Source organism: Achromobacter deleyi, assembly GCF_016127315.1.
Taxonomy (GTDB): domain Bacteria; phylum Pseudomonadota; class Gammaproteobacteria; order Burkholderiales; family Burkholderiaceae_B; genus Achromobacter; species Achromobacter insuavis_A.
The window spans coordinates 4,526,271-4,543,832 of sequence record NZ_CP065997.1; the positions used below are offsets into that span (position 1 = coordinate 4,526,271).

Sequence of the window (17,562 nt, forward strand, 5' to 3'; positions counted from 1 at the left end):
CTTCCTTTCGCCTTGTTTCACCCCCCTGCGAAAGGAAGTCATCATGCAAGACCCGCGGCCCGCTGGCCCCATCCGCTCCGTCCGTCCACGCGCCACCCTGAGGCGCACCACCAGCCTGGTGTTGATGGCGTTAGCCAGCGGCGCCGTCCTGGCCCAGGAGAGTGGTGTCGCCACCTTGCCCGCCGTGCAGGTCCAGGCTGACGGCGATCCGACCACCACCGAGGGCACCGGTTCCTATACCCCGCGCGCCACGTCCGCCAGCACCGGCCTGCCGCTGTCGTTGCGCGAAACCCCGCAGTCGGTCACCGTGGTCACGCGCCAGCGCATCGAAGACCAGGACATGCGTTCGATCACCGACATCCTCGGCAACACCCCCGGCATTTCGGTGCAGAACTACGACAGCGAGCGCTACACCTTCAGCTCGCGCGGCTTCGCCATCAGCAACTACCTGTACGACGGCGTGCCCACCAGCTTCGATATCGGCTACGCCGGCGGTGAGTCATCGCTGGACTCCATCATCTATGACCGCGTCGAAGTGGTGCGCGGCGCCACCGGCCTGCTGACCGGCGCCGGCAACCCGTCCGCCTCGGTCAACCTGGTGCGCAAGCACGCCACCAGCCGCGAATTCAAGGCCGACCTGAGCGTCAGCGCCGGCACCTCGGACGCCTATCGCGCCAGCGCCGACCTGTCTTCGCCGCTGAACGCCAGCGGCAGCGTGCGCGGCCGCATCGTCTCGGCCTACCAGGACAACCACTCGTACCTGGACGGCTACCAGAACCGCAAGAAGGTCTTCTACGGCGTCGTCGACGCCGACCTGACCGCTCGCACGACGTTGAGCGTCGGCTTCAACTACCAGGACAACCAGCCGCGGCGCAGTAGCTGGGGCGGCTTCCCGTTGTGGTACGCCGACGGCGGCCGCACCGACTGGAAACGCTCGCTCAACACCGGCGCCGACTGGACCAAGTGGGCCAGCACCACCGAAGGCGCCTTCGCCAGCCTGGAGCACCGCTTCGACAACGATTGGCGCGTGCAGGCCAGCGTCTCGCATTCCAAGCACGAAATGGATGGCAAGCTGCTCTACCTGTACGGCTGGCCCGACCGTAGCACCGGCCTGGGCATGGGCGCCTCGGCCCAGCGCTACTACGGCGACCGCAAGCAGAACAGCCTGGATATCAAGGCCTCCGGCCCCTTCTCGTTGTTCGGCCGCCAGCACGAAGCGGTGGTCGGCGCCAGCTTCACCCGCCAGTACGCCGAATTCTTCAACCGCGGCGCGGTCTCGCCGGCGCCGATCGGCAACTTCCTGGAATGGGACGGCTCGTACCCCGAACCGCAGTGGAGCGACACCGCCACCCTGGCCAGCCGCTACACCACCAAGCAGGCCGGCTGGTACGGCGCGCTGCGCTTCAGCCTGGCCGATCCGCTCAAGCTGATCGTCGGCGGCCGCTACAGCACGTGGAAGACGGACTCGGTCGGTTTTGGCGGCGGCAGCCGGCAGGCGTTCGACAAGGACGCGTTCGTGCCCTACGCGGGCCTGCTGTACGACATCAACGAGAACTACACGGCCTATGTCAGCTACACGGGCATCTTCAACCCGCAGAGCTTTCAGGATCGCAACGGCAGCTGGCTCGATCCGCTGGAAGGCAAGGCCTACGAGGCGGGGGTCAAGGGCGAGTTCCTCGACGGCCGCCTGAATGCGTCGGCGTCCGTGTTCCAGGTCAACCAGGACAACCTCGCGCAGGAAGACACCGGCTATCTGATTCCCGGCACCATCAACCAGGCCTACCGCGCCACCAAGGGCACCCGCAGCCGCGGCTTCGACCTGGAAGTGTCGGGCGAAGTCTCGCCGGGCTGGAACGTGGCGGCCGGTTGGTCGCACTGGACCGCGCGTGACGGCGAGGGCAGCCCGATCCAGACCGACCAGCCGCGCAGCCTGGTGCGCTTGTTCACGACCTATCAGTTGCCGGGCGATTGGAACCGGTTGACGGTGGGCGGCGGCGTCAACTGGCAGAGCCACGTCTACACGATCGCCAACGGTCCCAATGGCGCAGAGCGCGTGGGGCAGGGCAGCTATGCGCTGGTCAACCTGATGGCGCGCTACAAGTTCGACAAGAGCCTGTCGGCGCAGCTGAACGTCAACAACCTGATGGACCGCAAGTACTACTCGCAGATCGGCTTCTATAGCCAGGGCGCGTGGGCGGCGGGGCGCAGCGCGACGTTGACGATGCGGTATCAGTATTGAGGACGAGCCCGGCCGGTTCGGCCGGGCTGACTCATCATCCAGGCGACGGCGCCCGCCATGCGTATCGCGGGCGCCGGGCCAACGTCAGAAGCTCGGCTTGCGGCTGTTCGACTGGTTGATGAACTCGACCCGCGCGTGGGTCCATGCCGGGTCGTACAACTGCACGCTCACACCGCTGTATTTCAGCACCGCCTGGGTCATGTCGGTCGAGCAACCCATGCCGGGATTGGTGCTGGGCTTCTGGCACCATTCCAGATTCAGTTGATTGGGAAAGTTCGATTGCTTGCCGTATTTCTGCACCACCGCCTGGGCCATGGCGTCCTTGTTGGCCGGCGTCCAGGGCATTTCGTAGCTGATCTGTGACACCGCCAGGGGGCGCTGCTTGTCGACGGGCACGCGCGGTTCGAAATGCACCACCAGCCGAACGCCGTCCTTTTCGTAGCTGAAATTCTGCGGCTGCTTGGTGTTCGTGACGGGGTTCAGCGTCGCGTAGCCCGCCGTGATCTGATTCTTTCCCACGCCAAAATTCTTCGCCGCGGCGGCGACCGCTTCGTCGTAGTCCATGCCCGTCTTGACCCCCGCGATATCGAAACGCCGGGCATCCACCGAGCGCGGCGGCTCGGCGTGCGCGGGGGCGGCAATCACGGCATTGAGGGCGGAAATCAGGAGTGCGGCTTTGAACTTCAAAATAATATCCTCTGCGAATGGCGACCTACAGTGTCGATGGCGCGGTCGCCGGGCGCCTTTCAATGCAGCTGATCCGAGCCCTGCGGCTGCAATCCCGCCAAGGCATTCCATGCTGGTCGGGCCCGAGGGCCCGGCGCTACTCTTATTGTCCGGCAACGTTGTCACTTGCGCGGGTACGAACCCAGCAATCGTATCCCCGGATGGGCCGCCAACAAGGATGCCAGCGGTTCCTGCCGGGCATGGCCAGCCACCTCGATCACGTAGCGATGCGTGTCCAGCGTCTTCTTGCTGGGCCGCTCGTAAATGGTCAGTACCTGCACCTTGGCGTCGACCAGCGCCGCCAGGGTGTCGTTGAACCTGTCGTCCGACGTGTCGACCAGCAGCGAGGTCTTATCGCGCCCCGTCGGCGCGGGCATCGCGCGGCCCAGCACCCACCAGCGGGTCACGTTGTGCGGCCCTTGCTCGATGCCGTCCACCAGCGACACCAGCGAATAGACCGATGCGCCGACCTTGGGGCCGAACGACGCCTTGTCATGGCCCGGACTGTCGGCCACCGTCTTGGCGGCGGCGCCGCCGCTGGCCGCTTCGGTGCGCTTGACCGCGGGCATCTCGCGATCGACCCACGGCTTGACTTCCTCGAACGCGACCGGATGCGCCAGCACTTCCTTGACGTCCGCCAACTTGGTGCCGGGCCTGGCCAGCAGGCTATAACCCAGCATCTTCGGATACTCGGCCACGATCATCACGTCCGGCAGGTCCAGCACGGCGTCCAGATAGGGCGTTACGCCGACGACCGACGTCGTGACGGGCACGCACGCGCGTTCGATCTTGCCGGACTGGTAGCCCTTGAACAGGTCGTCGCGCGACAGCGCGATCAGGTCCGTGGGACCGAACAGGTCCAGACAGGCCTGGTGCGTCCAGGAACCCGCGGGTCAGGCGCCCGCGTTGCCATACTCTACAACGGCAATGTCGCGGAAGGCGCGGATCAGCGCCAGCCGTGGCGATCCGCGCGACCAGATCAGGCCGAAGCGGCGCGGCTCGCAGGGCTCGGGTAGCGGCAGGGCGAGCAGGCCGAGCCGTTCGATCGCGCCGTTGGTGGAACGCGGCAGGATCGCCACGCCCAGGTCGCGGCTGACCATCACCGCGATCGATTCGATGGCGTTCAGCTCGAACCGTTCGCGCGGTGTGATGCCGACGCGCCGCAGGTAATCGTCGATGTGTTGGCCGCCCCAGTCGCTGCGCTGGTAGCGGATGAACGGCTCCGCCGTCAGCAGGCTGTGCGGGTGGCGCCCGGCATGGCGTGGCGCCGCCGCCAGCACGTAAGGTTCTTCGCGCAGCAACTGCCAGCCCAGGCTCTTGGACAGTGGGTAGGGCGCTTCCAGCGCGATGGCGGCGTCCAGTTCACCGCTTTCGATGGCGGGGTAGAAGCGCGCCGAATGGCCAGGCTGGATCTCGACGTTGATCAAAGGATGGCGCCGCACCAGGTGTTCCAGGATGGCCGGCACCATCGAATTCAGCGCCGTATTGCCGGCCCCGAGCCGCAGCTCGCCCATCATTTCGTCGGAACGGGCCAGGTAGCGGATCTTCTCGATCCGTTCCAGCACCTCGCGCATCGGCTCGATCAGTTCGGTGGCCTTGGCGGTCAGGTGTACGGTGCGGCCGGCGCGCGCCACCAGCGCCACGCCCAGCTCCTGCTCCAGCTTGCGGATCTGCTGCGCCACCGCGCCGTGGGTCAGCCCCAGGCGCCGGGCGGCCTCGGCCATCGAGCCATGGCGCGCCACGGCGGCCAGCGTGTGCAGGAAGTCGGTGTTCATGATGATAGATATTCTATCGTCTTATCGTAATTTGGCTGTCCCCGGCCGGGTGTCTCCAGCGCCACAATGCCCCCAGGAGACATCAATGAGAAGCAAGCTTTTCGTCCCGGCCTCGCGTCCGGAACTGTTCGACAAGGCCCTGTTCAGCGCGGCCGATGCGCTGTCCTTCGACCTGGAGGACGCGGTCGCGCCGCCCCGCAAGCAGGAAGCCCGCGCCGCTTTGGCCGCCTGGCTGGGCGCGTCCGCGTTCGCCACGGCCAATGCGCAACATCCCAAGAAAATTATCGTCCGCGTCAACGCCGCGGACACCCCCGACTATCCCGCCGACCTGGCCGCGCTGCGCGGCCTGCCCATCGACGTGCTGAACCTGCCCAAGGTCGAGCGCGCCGGCGCGCTGCGCGCCGCGATCGACGACGCCACGGAAGCGGGCTTCGCCGGTGAATTCCTGGTCACTGTCGAAACCCCGCGGGCGCTGGCGGACGCCGCGCAACTGGCCGCGGCCCATCCCCGCGTCGCCGGCCTGCAGTTGGGCCTGGCCGACCTGTTCGAGCCGCTCGGCATCGAGCGCTACCAGCCCGACACGCTGCGCATGGTGATGCTGTCGCTGCGCCTGGCCGCCGGCTGCGCCGGCAAGTACGCCATGGACGCGGCCTATGCCCGCGTGCGCGACGCCGACGGCTTTCGGGCCGAGGCGCAACTGGCGCGCTCGCTCGGGTTCCTGGGCAAGTCGTGCGTGCATCCCAGCCAGATCGCCATCGCCAACGAGGTGTTCGGTTTCAACGCCGAAGAGGTCGCGCAGGCCGAGCGCATCGTGTCCGCCAGCCGCGAACATGACGGCGTCGGCGCCTTCCTGCTCGACGGCAAGATGATCGACGCCCCGTTCGTGCGCCGCGCCCAGGACGTGCTGCTGGCCGCCGGCCGGGTAGCGTGAGGCCGGTCCCGACACCGACAATGAGTGAATTCCCCATGCAACAAGCATCCCCCGCCGACCTGCCGCTGGCCGGCATCAAGGTCCTGGACCTGAGCGCCTATATCGCCGGCCCCTATGGCTGCGCCCTGCTGGGCGACATGGGCGCCGACGTCATCAAGGTCGAGCCGCCCGAAGGCGACAACCTGCGCAAATACCCGTCGACGCTGGCCAGCGAAAGCCGCGCCTTCCTGGGCATCAATCGCAACAAGCGCGGGCTGTGCCTGAACCTGAAGGAAGCCGCCGGCCACGAGATCCTGCTGCGCCTGGTGCGCGAGGCCGACGTGCTGGTCCACAACTTCCGGCCCGGCGTGCCCGAACGCCTGCGCATCGACTTCGCCACGCTGTCGGCGGTCAACCCGCGCCTGGTCTATTGCGCCATGACCGGCTATGGCGCGGTGGGCCCGATGGCGCGCCACGCCGGCTACGACCAGGTGCTGCAGTCCATGACGGGCATGTGCGCGGCCCAGGCCAAGGCCGACGGCCCGCCCGAGGTGCTGTACGGCTCGGTGGTTGATTACTACGGCGCCGCGCTGATCTCGAACAGCGTGGCGGCGGCCCTCTACCGCCGCGAGAAGACCGGATACGGCCAGGCGATCGAAGTCTCGTTGCTGGGCAGCGCGCTGGCGATGCAGTCGGCCCGCCTGGTGTGGGCCGACGGCGAATCGCGTCACATCGAGCGCGACATGCGCTCGGGCGGCATCACCGGCATCCATCCCACCCGCGACGGCCACCTGTACCTGTCGGCCAATACGCCGCATTTCTGGCGCGCGCTGTGCGGCCACCTCGACCTGCCTGAGTTGGCCGAACACCCCGACTACGACTCCGTCAAGAAGCGCGCGGCGCAGGCCGCCGTGCTGGTGCCGCGGGTGCGCCAGGCGCTGTCGCGCGCATCGGCGCGCGAATGGGCCGAGCGCTTTGGGCAGAGCGTGCCTTGCGCCGAAGTGCGCCCGGTCGAGGACATGTTCGACCATCCCCAGGTCGAAGCCATGGGACTCATGCGTCCGTACCACAACCCGCAGGCCGGCGATTACCTCGGCCTGGCGCAATGGGCCCATTTCGGCGACGCCGCGCAAACGCCCGTCGGCGAGCCCGGGGCGGGGCGCGGCGAGTCGGATGCACGGCCCGGCGCGCCCGGCCTGGGCGAACACAGCGAAAAAATTCTGTCCACCCTGGGATACACCGCGTCCGAAATCGACCGACTGCGGCAATCCTCGGTGGTGCAATAGCCAGCAAAACGATCACAAGACTCGTCCGAGACAGAACGAGGAGACAAAAATGCGTCTACGCTACCAGCAGCGTCCCGAAGGCTCCAACTGGGGTGATTTCGGCGACGACGACCAGCTCGGCACCCTGAACCACCTGGACCGCCAGGCGCGCCTGGCCGCCGTCGCGGAAATCCGGGAAGGGCTGTCTTTTTCCCTGAGCCTGCCATTGACGGTGCCGCGCGCGCCCGTGCTCAACCCGCGACGCAAGGGCCCGGTGATCCAGCCCGCCGAGAAGAACGGCGTGCCGGTCTACCGCTATCCCCTGGCGCGCGACGTGCCGGGCGCCACCGACGTCGTCAGCGACGACCGCGTCACGCTGTCGCCGCAGTACTCCACGCAATGGGACGCCCTGGGCCACGTCGGCGCGATGTACGACGCCCACGGCACCGGCCAGCCGCAGCCCACCGGCTACAACGGGTTTACCGTCAGCGAACCGCGCGCCGACGGCTTCACCGGCACGCAGGACCTGTCCATCGCGCCCATGGCGCGGCACGGCATCCAGGGCCGCGGCGTCATGGTCGACCTGCGCGCCCGCTTCGGCGACGCGCATCGCAAGGTCTCGTACCAGGACCTGATGGACGTGATGCAGGCCGACGGCGTGCAGGCGCGTCCCGGCGACATCCTGTGCCTGCACACCGGCCTGGCCGACCTGGCGCTCACCCTGGGCGACGACGAACAGGAACGGCTCAAGACCAGCTGCTGCGTGCTGGACGGCGCCGACGCGCAATTGCTCGCCTGGATCAAGGACAGCCGCATCGCCGCCATCGCCGCCGACAACCACGCGGTGGAACTGCGCAACCATCACCTGGAATCGGGCAGCGGGCCGCTCTTGCCGCTGCACGAACAATGCCTGTTCAAGCTGGGCCTGCCGCTCGGCGAACTCTGGCACCTGACCCCGCTGGCGCACTGGCTGCGCCAGCATGGCCGCCACGCCTTCTTCCTGACCGCCGCACCGATGTACGTGCCCGGCCTGGTGGGCGCGCCGGTCAACCCCATCGCGACCGTCTGACCTCGGGCGGATCGCGCCACGATCCTTGATCGATTCAACATCCCCGCAGGGGAGACGTGAGGAGCACACATGAAGAAAACCCGTCACGCGGCCCTGGCCGCATTGCGTCCCGTGGCCGCCGCGTTGGGCCTGGCCTGCACCCTGGGCGCGGCCCAGGCCGCCGGCTACCCCGACCAGCCCATCACCGTGGTGGTGCCGTACTCGGCCGGCGGCGGCGCCGACAACGCCGCCCGCATCATCGCGCAGGGCATGGGTGAAGTCGCCGGCCAAAGCGTCGTCATCGAGAACAAGGGCGGCGCCAGCGGCTCCATCGGCGCCGCCTACGTGGCCCGCGCCAAACCCGACGGCTACACCGTGCTGTACGACGCCTCCGCGTTCTCCATCAACCCCGTGCTACGCAAACTGCCCTACGACGCCAAGAAGGACTTCATTCCCGTCTCGCAGGCCGTCAGCGTGCCCAACATCCTGGTCGCCGCCACCGGCTCGGCCTTCAACAGCCTGCCGGACTTCATCAAGGCGGCGCGCGCCAATCCCGGCCGCTACACGTATGCCTCGTATGGCCCGGGCAGCCTGGCGCAGATGGCCGCCGAACTGCTCAAGAAGGATGCCCAGATCGACGTCGTGCACGTCCCGTACAAGGGCGGCGCGCCGGCCATCGTCGACGTCATGGGCGGGCAGGTCGACGTCTACTTCGCCAACGCCGCGTCCAGCCTGAACTACGTCAGCACCGGCAAGCTCAAGGCGCTGGCCGTCTCGTCGGCCGCGCGCATGCCCGACCTGCCCAACGTGCCCACGGTCAGCGAAGGCGGCGTCAAGGCCTTCGATGTCGTCGAATGGAACGGTTTCTTCCTGCCCGCGGGCGCCGATCCGCAAGTTGTCGCCAAGCTGCAGGACCTGGTGCAGAAGGCGCTGGCCCGCCCCGAAACCCGCGACAAGCTCGCCAAGCTGGGCCTGACCCCGGTCGGCAGCAGCGCCGCGGACTTCGCCAAGTTCGTCGACGCCGAACAGGTCCGCTGGGCCGAGGTCGTGAAAACCAATAACATCACCGTGAACTGATCGACAGGGGCGGGCAGCGCCGTTGCCCGCCCCGCCGAAAAGCACTCAAGGGAGATGCCGCAATGAGCCGGGAAGACGATTTCGAGCGCGGCCTGGCCAACCGCCGCGCCGTGCTGGGAGAAGAATGGGTGCAGCGTTCGCTGGACCGCGCCACCACCTTCACCGCCGACTACCAGAACCTGATCACCCGCTACGCCTGGCACGACATCTGGAGCCGTCCCGGCCTGCCGCACAAGGCGCGGCGCATGATGGTGCTGGCGGTGACCCTGTCGCTGGGCCGCTGGGAGGAATTCGAGCTGCACGTGCGCGCCGCCCTGACGGCGAAGGACGAATCGCGGCTGAGTCCGGATGAACTGAAGGAAGTGCTGCTGCAGAACGCGATCTACGCGGGCGTGCCGGCGGCGAATACCGCGTTCAATCTGGCGCAGGGGATTCTGCGGGAGGTGGCGGGGGAGATCGGGTATGTGCTGGCGCCGGCGCAGGCGCGGCAGGCGGATCTGTTTGGCGACGGCGGCAAGTGAGCCTGGCCTGGCGGGCGCGTCGGTGACGCCTGCAATGACCGGAGAAAAGCGGCCTGCGTCCCGCGCGGACGGCCCCCACGACGCACAATGTCCCATTAATCGCGCCGTTCTGTCTCAGCGCGCGGTATTTGCGTTTCTTATCTCGATCATCCGTGTAAATTCGCCCACGCTTTCACGCTCCAGACGGTCGCCACGGCGCGACCGGCCGCGATGAAGCGTTCCGCAATTCGACTGATGCTCAAGATCATCCATGCTCGCAAAACTACGTCGCAAGGCAGGCTGCGCTCTCTTTCTCTCCCTCGGTATCGGCGCCGCGCTCGCAAGCGGGGCGGGGAACGAGCCGGATCCCGCGATCACGGACCCGCATTTTCAGCTGGCGCCGGGCTATCTGCCAAAAGAGCGCCTGCCCGACAGCCTGGAACTGCTCGGGCCGCCGCCCGCCGCGGCCAGCGCGGCGCTGGCGCGCGATGAAGAGGCCAGGGCGGCGACCGTGCCCCTGCGCAATTCCGCGCGCGCCACGCTGGCCCGCCTGGATGCGGATCTGCAGTTTCCGCAACCGGCCCGCAGTTTCTCGTGCGCCATGGGCTTTGCCATCACCGAAGGGCAGACCCCGCACCTGTACCGGCTGATGCAGAAAGTGCTTACCGATGCCGGACTGTCCACTTACGGCGTCAAGAACACCTACAACCGCGCGCGGCCGTTCGTGGTCCACGATGAAGGCACGTGCTTTCCGGAACAGGAACCGCTGTTGCGCAAGGATGGTTCATACCCGTCGGGGCACACGGCGGCGGGCTGGGCCTGGGCGCTGGTGCTGGCCGAAGTCAATCCCGAGCGCGCCAATCGCCTGCTGCGGCGCGGCCTGGAGTTCGGGCAAAGCCGGGTCATCTGCAACGCGCATTGGCAAAGCGACGTGGACGCCGGCCGCACGATGGGCGCGGCCACGGTGGCGCTGCTGCGTGACAACGCCGAGTTCGTGGCGGACCTGAATGGCGCGCGCCAGGAGGTGCGGGCGATGCAGGCCGCCGGGTCGGCGCCGGGCCTGGATTGCGCGGCGGAGGAAGCGGCGCTGTCGCAACCGCGATGACGCGTTCTCCCCTTATCACGCTGCCGCATCGAGACACCATGAAATCCTTTTTCGCCGCCCTGATTGCCCCGAGTCTGGCGCTGGGCCTATGCCAGGCCGCGTTCGCCGATGGCGCCCTGCCCATCAGCCCATTGATGGACAAGTCATCGCGCTCGTCCGCGCAGTGGCAATTCAACGCCAGCCCCTACGCCTGGGCGTCGGGCATCCGCGGGACGGTGGGCCAGTTCGGCCAGCCGGCGACCCGCCTGGACTCCAGCTTCAGCGACGTGATGAGCGAGCTGGACCTGGCTTTCATGGGGGCGATGGAGGCGCGCTATCAGCGCTTCTCGTTGGTCGCGGATGTCATGTACGCGCAGCTCTCCGCCGGCGGCAGCATCGGGCGCGGCGTGCTCGGCAGGCGCGTCGATGTCACGTCCAAGTCCTTCTCCGGCTTCTTCGGGGCGGGGTACGAAGTGCTCGGGGGCGACCAGGGGCACCTTGACGTCATCGGCGGCGGACGGCTCTGGTACGCGAGCACCAGGCTCTCCGTGAAAGGCGGCCTGCTGGATGGCCGTGGCGAACGCGACAGCGCCACCTGGATCGACGCGGTCGCCGGCCTGCGGGGGCAATATGCCCTGAGCGACCACTGGTACCTGACCGGCTGGGGCGTGGTGGGCGCGGGGCAGGCCAAGCTCGACTGGGACGCGACGGCCGCGGTGGCCTATCAGTTCAAGTCAGACCTGGCGGCGGTGCTGGGATACCGCGCGCTGGGCGTCAACTTCAATCGGAATGGCTTTGTCTACAACGTCATCCAGCAGGGGCCTATCCTGGGGCTGTCCTACCGGTTTTGAGTCCGCGCGGCGTTTGAGCGGCTCACGGCCGGCTGTGCGCGGAAAAATGGCTGGACAGCGCGTTGTCGCCGTCGGTGGCGGGCGGACAACCCCGCCGGCCGCTGTCGCTGGCCTCGTCCGGCGCCAGGCCAAAGCGCGCAATGAATGACTTGCGAAATCGCGCCATGTCCCGAAAACCGAAATGCGCCGCGACCTGGCTCGCCGGTTGCGCGGCGTGGCGCGGATCGACCAGGCGGGCATAGGCCGCATCCAGCCGCTTGCGCTTGATGACGTGGGCAACGCCGCCCAGGTCGGCAAAGACGCGGTAGAGATGCGCCCGCGACACCCGGAACCGTTGCATCAGCCGCTCCGGGCCGAGATCGGGCTGCGTCAATTGATGGTCGATATAGTCCAGCACGCGCATGCGCAATGCCTGGCCCAGCACCGAGGTCGGCGAATGCTCGACAGGCGCCGCGGTGACCAGGCCCGCGGAAAGCAGCGTGCCCAGCGCCTCCAGCGCCGCCGCGTCTTCGCTCGCGGAGAGCTGGCCCGAGACCGCGTGGAAGCCGCAAAGGTAATCCTTGAGCAGGCGCGTCATGGGATTGCCCGCCTGCAGCACCAGTCCGTGAAGGTCGCGCGCGCCCAGCGCCTGGTTGATACCGGCCCGGGGAATCGTCATCGCCAGGCGTTGCCCGGCGTCGACCTGGCAGTGGTAGGCGCGCGCCAGGTCGATGAAGCAGATGCCTCCCGGGCCCGCCACCACATCGCGGCCGTCGAAATCCCCATGTATGGAGCCCGCGACCACGACATGCACCAGATAATGGTCCAGCCCGCTGCGGGCGATCGTCGGCCGGTCGCGCTTGTAGCGCTGCGCATTGAAGGTCGTGGCGCCCAGCGTCAACCCGCCCAGGTGGCGGATGCGCATGGTGCCCTCGAGCGTGGCCCCCTTGTCGCTGGAGACCACGGTCGTGTCGCAGAACGGGCGCGTCACCTCGCGCCAGTAATCATTACGAAGCGAGGGGGCAATGCCATCGGTGGAAATGAACGCTTCCAGGCAGGTCATGGTGACGTTTTACTCCAAATCGGGCGCGTCGAAGGCTAGGGCGAGACGCGTTGCGGCTCCGGAAAGCGCCAGCGGCCGTCCAGGATCGCCTGGCCCGGCTGATACAGCCTGACGGTGTAGTTCCAGCCCGCCATCGTGGGCAGGCAGTTCGGGATCTTGCCGTCGCAGCCGCCGAACTGGATGGCGATCGAGCCGTCGGCGCTTTTCTTGGCAGTCAGGTTGTTCAACGAGTAGGCGCCATACGGGTTCTTTTCGAAGTAGCCTTGCGCGTTGTAGACGCTGACCGACCAGAAGCTGTCGACGGGCACCTGGCCGACCGTGAGCCGATAGATGGTCTTGCCATCATTGTCGGGCACGGCCCCGCCGAGATAGGTGGCGTCCTTGGCGGGGTTTCCGCCCCAGCCCGTGGCGGTGCCGATCAAGTGCTGGATGGGGTCGACGCTGTCCTTAGTGCCGAACGCGCGGTTGTAGTTGGGCACCGTCGAACCCAGCACCAGCAGCGCATCGCGAACGGTCTTCTGGCTGGCCGCGTCCCACTTCGGCACCACGAATTCGCCCGTGCGGACCTGGTCGACGGCGATGGCGTCCTGCAGCGCATGCACCTGGCGGATATCCTCGGGCGAGGCGGGATCGACCAGCGTGCGGATCGCCACGAAGACATAGCGGGTGCCAATCACCTCCTTGCTCAGGGTATGGCGGCCGGCGCCGTAGAAGACAGCCGGCACGTAATGGTTCTGGTCGACCACCTGCATCGACATGAAGCGCTTGCCGGTCTTGGGCAGGGTGATGGTCACCGGGCCGGCATCCAGGTCGAACACGGCGCTTGAATACAGCGTGTCCCGGTTCATGCGGATGACATTCTGCGCGTCGATCGAAACCGGCTCGCGGCTATGGACGAGCCGCCCGAAGCTGCCATCGGCCACGATTTTCGCCATGTACAGGTCGGTCTCGGCCCGCACGAAATTGTCGACGCCCACCGGGATGGCGGCATCGGGAGAGGACTGCGCGTGGGCGGCGCCGGCAATGGCCATCGTCAGGGCAACGAGGCGGGAGGCGGAGGTGCGTGACATTGAGGTCCTTCGATCATAGGGGCTTGATGCCGCATTCCAAAGCGCTTACGCGCTGCTCGCGCGTGGCTTGCCTGGGCTGCGGGAGGGGCGAGGCGGACTGTACAAGAACGGTCCGCGGCGGGCTTGCCATTTGGTGCCAAAAAGCGCATGCGCGCCGGCCCGTCCCGCCACCGAGGCTTCGGGTCAGGCGCGGTGGCGCAGCGCCGCCCGGAAGCGCGAGGGGTTTTGCCCGGTCCATCGTTTGAACGCGCGCGTGAAATGCGAGGGATCGCTGTAGCCGATCATGTAGGCGATTTCCGTGGCGGAATAGCGTTGTTGCCCCATGAGCCGCAGCGCCTCGCATCGGCGCGTCTCGTCGTGCAAGGCGTCGAAATCGACGCCGCTGGATTTGAGGCGTCGTTGCAGCGTGCGCGGCGACAGGCCGATGGTCCTGGCGATCCAGGCGAGTCTGGCCTTGTCCTGATCGGACATATGCGTGGCGAGCAGGCTCGCCGTATTGATCGCACATTCCAGCGCCGCGGTGATCTTGCTGGCATCGTCCTTCAATGTGCGCAGGGGGCTGTCGAGCAGATCGCGGTCGAATTCGATCATGTCATGCTCGGCGCCGGTCACGATGTTCGGCCCCAGGCTCGCCTCCAGGGCGTCGTCGCCCCGTGTCCGGGGCGTTTTCAGATGCACCCGTATGGCCGAGGCGTCGCCGGCCATGAGGGGAATCTTCCGCAGCACGGCCAGGCTGCCGAGAATGAACTGCCGCGGATCCGCGTCGAGCCGGCCGGTGAAGCTGTGAACCAGCCGGGTGCTGCGGCCCTCCGTGACGATGCGGACCCTGCCGCCCTGGTGCAGCATTTCCGCATTGTTGGCGGCCATGGCGCACGCTTGCGCGATATTGGCCGAACGCAAGACCAGGTGGCCCCATGCCCCGAGCGAACGCAGTTCGGTCAACTGCCCCACATGGGCGCCGCCGAACGGGTCCTGCGTAATGCGGGCCATTTCATTCGCGATGTGGAAGCAGGCCTGTCGGGGCAGCCAGATATCGGGGTTCTGGAAAATGTTCGGCGAGATGCCCAGACGCTTGAAGAACTCGAGCGGGGACACGCCTCGACTGGCGAGGTAAGGGGCCATCTGCAGGAAACTGCGCAGCTTGATGGATGGCGCGTAGGGCGGTGCGGGTTCGGACACGGAACAGGAATGGCCGGCTTGAGAGGGAATTCCCGGCCGAATTTACCCCGAGGTCTTCCGCCCTGAGCGCATGACCTGGCCCGGTGAGACGAATCGCCGCAAATGATGAGACATTTGGCGCGGTGGCCGCGTGGAACCTTCACGGCATTGTGGCGTCGGGAGGCCGTTTCCCGCCCGACGCCTTTCAGCGGGCCATCTGCCGAATCATTTCGCCGAGAATTTATACGCCGTCCGCCCATCCGGCGTGAACGTATACGTGACGTACATCGGAATCGTCCGGGCGCAGGCCTCGAAATTCCAGGCCTCCCGCGCCGATCCCGAGACCAGCGCGGTGCCGGCGGTGTTGGCGCGGATGTCGTCGGACTTGCTGACCAGCGCGACAGCCACGGATTTCGGCGTCTCCTTGCAGCCGCTGGTGATGGACAGCAAGGGCACCAGCTTTTCCAGCACGTAGGGGGGATCGGTGGTGAGCGGTTCTCCCTTGACCGGAATGCCCCTGACGTCCTGCCGATACGTGGTCGGGGCGGCGCAGGCGGCCAGCAGGACGAGGGGAAGAACCAGGGCGGAACGGCGCAGCCGGGGGGCAGACAGGGCGGGTTTTGGATTGGGCATTGTTATCGGGGGATCCTGTATCGACTTGGTTTCTGCGGTCCCATCGCAGGCGGCGGCAGCGCCCGCTGATAGTGAAACGAATATAACGGATCAGTATCCGGGCGCTGATCGGCAGGCATCACGCAATACCGAATCACCACCGGCTCCGTTCAGCACGCGATGCCCCTTGTGTTTCCGCATTGCACCGGCGCGGATCCGCCGGTAACTATAATCCCCCCTCGATCCCCGCTTTGACGGCGTTTCCCGCCGTGTCTCATGTCTGCCACGCCCCTACGCGTGCTGTCCGTCATCCCGCCGATGACGCAGCTCAATACGCCATACCCGTCCACCGCCTACCTGACCGGCTTCCTGCGCTCCCGCGGCGTCACGGCTACACAGGAAGACCTGGCGTTGGCGCTGGTCTTGCGCCTGCTGTCGCCCGACGGCCTGCGCGCCGTGGCGGCCAAGGTGGACGCGTTGCCGCTGGACAAGCACACCCCCGCGATCCGGGCCTTCATCGCCATGCAGCCGCGCTACCTGGCCACCATCGCCCCGGTGATCGCCTTCCTGCAAGGGCGCGACTCGACGCTGGCCCACCGCATCGTTGGCCGTAACTTCCTGCCTGAAGGCCCGCGCTTCGCTTCGCTGGATGTGTACATGGACGACGAGGGCGGCGACCCGTTGGGCTGGGCCTTCGGCGCCCTGGGCCTGCAGGATCGCGCCAAGCATTTGGCCACCCTGTACCTGAACGACCTGGCCGACGTGCTGCGCGACGGCATCGACCCGCGCTTCGAATTCGTGCGCTACGCCGAGTCGCTGGCCGGCAGCCAGCCGACCTTCGACCCGCTGGCCGAAGCGCTGGCCGCGCCGCTGAACCTGGTCGACGACACCCTGCGCGACCTGACCCTGGAAGCGTTGGCGCGCCACCAGCCCACCATGGTGCTGCTGTCGGTGCCGTTCCCCGGCGCCGTCTACGCCGCCTTCCGCATCGCCCAGGCCATCAAGGCGCAAGACCCCAAGATCATCACCGTGCTGGGCGGCGGCTTCGTCAACACCGAACTGCGCGAACTGAAAGACCCGCGCGTCTTCGACTATTTCGACTTCGTCAGCCTCGACGCCGGCGAGCGCCCCTTGCTGGCGCTGCTGGAACACGTCGAAGGCAAGCGCTCGCGCGAGCGCCTGGTGCGCACCTTCCTGCGCGACGCCGACAGCGGCGCGGTGCGCTACGTCAACCTGGTCGAGCCCGACGTCGCCTTCGCCGAGGTCGGCACGCCCACCTGGGACGGCCTGCCGCTGGACCGCTACCTGTCGCTGCTGGACATGCTCAACCCTATGCACCGCTTGTGGAGCGACGGCCGCTGGAACAAGCTGACCGTGGCGCACGGCTGTTACTGGAAAAAGTGCAGCTTCTGTGATGTGAGCCTGGACTACATCGGCCGTTACGAAGGCGCCTCGGCCACCGTGCTGGCCGACCGCATCGAGGCCATCGTGCAGGAAACCGGCCAGACGGGTTTCCATTTCGTCGACGAGGCCGCGCCGCCCAAATCCCTCAAGGCCCTGGCCACGGAACTGATCGCGCGCAACGCCGGCATCTCGTGGTGGGGCAACATCCGTTTCGAGAAGACCTTCACCCCCGAGCTGTGCGAACTGCTGGCCGACAGCGGCTGCATCGCCGTCTCGGGCGGCCTGGAGGTCGCCTCGGACCGCCTGCTGAACCTGATGAAGAAGGGCGTGTCGGTCGACCAGGTGGCGCGCGTGACCCGCGCCTTCACCGACGCCGGCATCCTGGTGCACGCCTACCTGATGTACGGCTTTCCCACGCAGACCGTGCAGGACACCGTCGACGCGCTGGAATACGTGCGCCAGCTGTTCGAGAACGGCTGTATCCAGAGCGGGTTCTTCCACCGCTTCGCCTGTACGGTGCACTCCCCGGTGGGGCTGAACCCCGAGGAATACGGCGTGACGCTGCGGCCGCTGCCGGACGTGACGTTCGCCAAGAACGACATCGGCTTCGACGACCCGACCGGGGTGGATCACGACGCGCTGGGACGGGCGCTGAAGAAGGCGATCTACAACTACATGCATGGTATCGGGCTGGACGAGGACGTGCGTAGCTGGTTTCCGTTCAAGGTGCCGAAGACGACGGTGGGGCGGCATCGGATTGCGAAGGCGTTGAGCCAGCACGCATAGGGCGTTTGCTGGCCG

Annotated in this window: 15 protein-coding genes and 1 pseudogene; 9 read left to right on the forward strand and 7 right to left on the reverse strand. The window is 67.2% G+C overall.

Going from position 1 to position 17,562, the window contains the following annotated elements:
* Nucleotides 1-43: 43 nt before the first annotated feature.
* Nucleotides 44-2,239 (forward strand): ferric-rhodotorulic acid/ferric-coprogen receptor FhuE, encoded by a 2,196-nt coding sequence (fhuE, locus tag I6I07_RS20595; protein WP_198483497.1) that lies wholly within the window; start codon nt 44-46, stop codon nt 2,237-2,239.
* A gap of 84 nt (nt 2,240-2,323) precedes the next feature.
* Here fhuE and I6I07_RS20600 read toward each other — a convergent pair whose 3' ends face one another.
* From I6I07_RS20600 to I6I07_RS20610, 3 genes and pseudogenes are all read right to left on the reverse strand, one after another.
* Entirely contained in the window at nt 2,324-2,926 is a 603-nt protein-coding gene (locus I6I07_RS20600) for a hypothetical protein (protein ID WP_198483498.1), read from the reverse strand.
* Between the two features lie 161 nt (nt 2,927-3,087).
* Nucleotides 3,088-3,858: pseudogene (locus I6I07_RS20605) on the reverse strand (prephenate dehydratase); the annotation flags it as partial.
* Complete coding sequence (locus I6I07_RS20610; protein ID WP_198483499.1) at nt 3,859-4,740, reverse strand: LysR family transcriptional regulator; 882 nt, start codon at nt 4,738-4,740, stop codon at nt 3,859-3,861.
* Nucleotides 4,741-4,825: 85 nt separating this feature from the next.
* On the opposite strand from I6I07_RS20610, the gene I6I07_RS20615 reads away from it, so the two are divergent.
* From I6I07_RS20615 to I6I07_RS20645, 7 genes are all read left to right on the forward strand, one after another.
* Nucleotides 4,826-5,671: an HpcH/HpaI aldolase/citrate lyase family protein gene (locus I6I07_RS20615; protein ID WP_198483500.1), complete on the forward strand. Its 846-nt coding sequence runs from the start codon at nt 4,826-4,828 to the stop codon at nt 5,669-5,671.
* Between the two features lie 20 nt (nt 5,672-5,691).
* A complete protein-coding gene (locus I6I07_RS20620; RefSeq protein ID WP_420094512.1) occupies nt 5,692-6,936 on the forward strand; it encodes a CaiB/BaiF CoA transferase family protein in 1,245 nt (414 codons plus the stop codon).
* A 49-nt stretch (nt 6,937-6,985) separates the two neighbouring features.
* The gene (locus I6I07_RS20625; RefSeq protein ID WP_198483502.1) at nt 6,986-7,984 is read left to right on the forward strand and encodes a cyclase family protein; all 999 of its coding nucleotides are present in this window, start codon (nt 6,986-6,988) and stop codon (nt 7,982-7,984) included.
* A gap of 69 nt (nt 7,985-8,053) precedes the next feature.
* Nucleotides 8,054-9,040 (forward strand): Bug family tripartite tricarboxylate transporter substrate binding protein, encoded by a 987-nt coding sequence (locus I6I07_RS20630; protein ID WP_054429756.1) that lies wholly within the window; start codon nt 8,054-8,056, stop codon nt 9,038-9,040.
* Between the two features lie 62 nt (nt 9,041-9,102).
* The gene (locus I6I07_RS20635) at nt 9,103-9,561 is read left to right on the forward strand and encodes a carboxymuconolactone decarboxylase family protein (protein WP_198483503.1); all 459 of its coding nucleotides are present in this window, start codon (nt 9,103-9,105) and stop codon (nt 9,559-9,561) included.
* A 250-nt stretch (nt 9,562-9,811) separates the two neighbouring features.
* A complete protein-coding gene (locus tag I6I07_RS20640) occupies nt 9,812-10,645 on the forward strand; it encodes an acid phosphatase (RefSeq protein ID WP_054478088.1) in 834 nt (277 codons plus the stop codon).
* 38 nt (nt 10,646-10,683) lie between these two features.
* Complete coding sequence (locus I6I07_RS20645; protein ID WP_054460463.1) at nt 10,684-11,475, forward strand: hypothetical protein; 792 nt, start codon at nt 10,684-10,686, stop codon at nt 11,473-11,475.
* Between the two features lie 22 nt (nt 11,476-11,497).
* Here I6I07_RS20645 and I6I07_RS20650 read toward each other — a convergent pair whose 3' ends face one another.
* The 4 genes from I6I07_RS20650 to I6I07_RS20665 all read right to left on the reverse strand — a co-directional run bounded on the left by I6I07_RS20650 (nt 11,498) and on the right by I6I07_RS20665 (nt 15,378).
* Nucleotides 11,498-12,517, reverse strand: a complete 1,020-nt coding sequence (locus I6I07_RS20650; RefSeq protein WP_180189049.1) for a helix-turn-helix domain-containing protein — start codon at nt 12,515-12,517, stop codon at nt 11,498-11,500.
* Between the two features lie 35 nt (nt 12,518-12,552).
* The gene (locus tag I6I07_RS20655; RefSeq protein ID WP_198483504.1) at nt 12,553-13,587 is read right to left on the reverse strand and encodes a DUF1254 domain-containing protein; all 1,035 of its coding nucleotides are present in this window, start codon (nt 13,585-13,587) and stop codon (nt 12,553-12,555) included.
* A 183-nt stretch (nt 13,588-13,770) separates the two neighbouring features.
* Nucleotides 13,771-14,766 carry an AraC family transcriptional regulator gene (locus I6I07_RS20660; protein ID WP_232625670.1) on the reverse strand — a complete coding sequence of 332 codons (996 nt, stop codon included), beginning with the start codon at nt 14,764-14,766 and terminating at the stop codon, nt 13,771-13,773.
* Between the two features lie 204 nt (nt 14,767-14,970).
* A complete protein-coding gene (locus tag I6I07_RS20665; protein WP_198483505.1) occupies nt 14,971-15,378 on the reverse strand; it encodes a hypothetical protein in 408 nt (135 codons plus the stop codon).
* A gap of 255 nt (nt 15,379-15,633) precedes the next feature.
* On the opposite strand from I6I07_RS20665, the gene I6I07_RS20670 reads away from it, so the two are divergent.
* Complete coding sequence (locus I6I07_RS20670; RefSeq protein ID WP_198483506.1) at nt 15,634-17,547, forward strand: B12-binding domain-containing radical SAM protein; 1,914 nt, start codon at nt 15,634-15,636, stop codon at nt 17,545-17,547.
* Nucleotides 17,548-17,562: the final 15 nt, after the last annotated feature.

What these genes read in the sequence shown, in the direction of transcription:
- fhuE (WP_198483497.1), top strand. Translation starts at nt 44, where the DNA reads ATGCAAGACCCGCGGCCCGCTGGCCCCATCCGCTCCGTCCGTCCACGC.
- I6I07_RS20610 (WP_198483499.1), bottom strand. Translation starts at nt 4,740, where the DNA reads ATGAACACCGACTTCCTGCACACGCTGGCCGCCGTGGCGCGCCATGGC.
- I6I07_RS20615 (WP_198483500.1), top strand. Translation starts at nt 4,826, where the DNA reads ATGAGAAGCAAGCTTTTCGTCCCGGCCTCGCGTCCGGAACTGTTCGAC.
- I6I07_RS20620 (WP_420094512.1), top strand. Translation starts at nt 5,692, where the DNA reads ATGAGTGAATTCCCCATGCAACAAGCATCCCCCGCCGACCTGCCGCTG.
- I6I07_RS20625 (WP_198483502.1), top strand. Translation starts at nt 6,986, where the DNA reads ATGCGTCTACGCTACCAGCAGCGTCCCGAAGGCTCCAACTGGGGTGAT.
- I6I07_RS20630 (WP_054429756.1), top strand. Translation starts at nt 8,054, where the DNA reads ATGAAGAAAACCCGTCACGCGGCCCTGGCCGCATTGCGTCCCGTGGCC.
- I6I07_RS20635 (WP_198483503.1), top strand. Translation starts at nt 9,103, where the DNA reads ATGAGCCGGGAAGACGATTTCGAGCGCGGCCTGGCCAACCGCCGCGCC.
- I6I07_RS20640 (WP_054478088.1), top strand. Translation starts at nt 9,812, where the DNA reads ATGCTCGCAAAACTACGTCGCAAGGCAGGCTGCGCTCTCTTTCTCTCC.
- I6I07_RS20645 (WP_054460463.1), top strand. Translation starts at nt 10,684, where the DNA reads ATGAAATCCTTTTTCGCCGCCCTGATTGCCCCGAGTCTGGCGCTGGGC.
- I6I07_RS20650 (WP_180189049.1), bottom strand. Translation starts at nt 12,517, where the DNA reads ATGACCTGCCTGGAAGCGTTCATTTCCACCGATGGCATTGCCCCCTCG.
- I6I07_RS20655 (WP_198483504.1), bottom strand. Translation starts at nt 13,587, where the DNA reads ATGTCACGCACCTCCGCCTCCCGCCTCGTTGCCCTGACGATGGCCATT.
- I6I07_RS20665 (WP_198483505.1), bottom strand. Translation starts at nt 15,378, where the DNA reads ATGCCCAATCCAAAACCCGCCCTGTCTGCCCCCCGGCTGCGCCGTTCC.
- I6I07_RS20670 (WP_198483506.1), top strand. Translation starts at nt 15,634, where the DNA reads ATGTCTGCCACGCCCCTACGCGTGCTGTCCGTCATCCCGCCGATGACG.